This window comes from Helicobacter sp. MIT 03-1616 (genome assembly GCF_000765685.2).
In the GTDB taxonomy this organism is placed as follows: domain Bacteria; phylum Campylobacterota; class Campylobacteria; order Campylobacterales; family Helicobacteraceae; genus Helicobacter_C; species Helicobacter_C typhlonius.
Genome location: NZ_JROY02000027.1, coordinates 1 through 2,027, shown reverse-complemented (window position 1 = coordinate 2,027; position 2,027 = coordinate 1). Strand labels below are relative to the sequence as shown.

Below are 2,027 nucleotides of genomic sequence, written 5' to 3'. Positions count from 1 at the left end.
ATAAGAGCAAACAGAAAAAATGAGGATAGACTCGTAAGCAGGATAGAAAAGCTATCTAAACAACGAGACAAGCAACAAAAAATTCTCCAAAACATAGAAGCTAAAATTGAATCTTCATTTGAAGAGCTTGAAAACATAGGAAACAAAGGTGAGTAATGGAAGCAAACCATATTACACCCATTCTTATGCAAAAGCTTAAAGTGCTTGATAAATACTTGCGTCTTGAAGCAAATGAGCTTATTATCAATAAAACAGGAGAAATTTGCGTTGATTATGGGCTAAAATGGGAATACATAGAAGATTCCGCATTAACATATAGCTTTTTAGAATCTTTTTTGTTACAACTTGCCACGCGCAGAGGACAAAGATTTAATGAGAAGCACCCTAGCCTTTCTTGTGAATTACCACCGCCATATAATAGATATAGACTTCAAGCCCAACACAATAGCATTCTATTTCACTCAAATGTATGTATTTGCATAAGAATCCCTAGTGCGAAAGCTTTTGAACTAGAGCAATTTATACTAAGTGATAAAGTCAAAGAGCAATGGGATTATGAAAAAATCAAAGCTCTTATTCCACAAAGAAAAAATGTTTTGGTAAGCGGTGGAACAGGCACAGGCAAAACAAGTTTTCTTAATGCCCTAATGAATGAAATTCCACAAGATGAACGCATTGTAACCATAGAAGATTCTCAAGAACTAATGATTGAAAACAAAAACAAAACACAATTAGCAGTCCCCAAAGAAGAGAATGAAATTTATAGCTACACACAGGCTATAAATAATGCTATGCGCTTAAGACCAGATAGACTCCTACTTGGAGAAATTGACATACGCAACACCCTAGCATTCTTGCGTATCAACAACACAGGACACGAGGGCAATCTAAGCACACTTCACGCAAATAATAGTGAAGATGCCATTAATGCCCTTATCACTAACGCTATGTTTGGGGGAATGCAAGATAGAGTAGCTCTTAAAGCCTATATTCGCACAGCTATTGACTTCATTATTCAAATAAAAAGACAAGGTAATACAAGAATTGTTAATGAGATTCTAGACATTAAAAATCACATTCCAAAGGAAGTATAAGGAGATAGTAATGGAAACAAAAAAGGTTTTAATATGCTTGAAGCTTCACGACTATGAACTACTTAACCAAATGGCAAAAAAACAAAACATCTCTAAATCAAAGTTTATAAGGCAATTATTGCGCATAGAAGAAGCACAAAAAATCCTAGAGATTCTTGACAAAAGCTCAAAATTTAATGCAGAAATGCTTTTAGAAATATCGCGCGTGGCAGGTAATATAAACCAAATCGCTCATCATCTTAACTTAGGATTTAGAGCAAATGAAGAAAGTTTTACGCAAGAAGCCAAAGAAACGAAGAGAATCTTCTTAGAGTTTCAATCTATTGCAAAGCAGAATCAAAAACTTTTACAAAGGATACTCAATGCTTAAAGAAGAAACAAAGAAAAATATCAAAAGAGACGCATTGTCTCTTATTATGTGTGTGATTCTAAGTGTAATCATATTTTTTTGTAGCATTTTTTATTTTTTTCATATCCCTACGAGTATAGAGAATTTTAAAATTGCATATAACATAGGTATAGAGATTTTTTCAAACTTAGGCAACCCCAATCTTAAACTAAAGTCCTATATGGCAATTATTTATGCCTTAATCCCTTTAGTTATTTGGATTGTGTTTTCACTCATAGGAAACTCAAGGGCTAAAGGAGAATATGGAAATGCAAGACTTGCAGACAAAAAAGAATTAGCTCAAATGGGCTTAAACTATGAAGAAGGTATGATGTTTGGTTGTTTTAGAAATGGTAGCAAGAAGCCACCAACCTTTATACGCTCAAACAAGCCTCTTGCTACACTCATAGTTGCACCTCCCGGAACAGGCAAAACTGCAAGTATAGCTATTCCTAATCTCTTGTCTTTACCACAAAGTTGCGTGGTGCTAGACATCAAAGGGGAGCTTTATCAAAAAACAGCAGGATACAGACAGCAAAAGCTTG

3 protein-coding genes are annotated in these 2,027 nt (G+C 34.6%); all 3 read left to right on the top strand.

The window, feature by feature from the left end:
* The first annotated feature begins 155 nt into the window (after positions 1-155).
* Positions 156-1,094: an ATPase, T2SS/T4P/T4SS family gene (locus tag LS67_RS09430; RefSeq protein WP_034367100.1), complete on the top strand. Its 939-nt coding sequence runs from the start codon at positions 156-158 to the stop codon at positions 1,092-1,094.
* A gap of 10 nt (positions 1,095-1,104) precedes the next feature.
* Positions 1,105-1,464 carry a plasmid mobilization relaxosome protein MobC gene (mobC, locus tag LS67_RS09425; RefSeq protein ID WP_034367098.1) on the top strand — a complete coding sequence of 120 codons (360 nt, stop codon included), beginning with the start codon at positions 1,105-1,107 and terminating at the stop codon, positions 1,462-1,464.
* Positions 1,457-2,027 (top strand): type IV secretory system conjugative DNA transfer family protein (locus tag LS67_RS09420; RefSeq protein WP_161594498.1); only part of this gene is annotated, 571 nt, incomplete at its 3' end. The genes mobC and LS67_RS09420, both read left to right, overlap by 8 nt.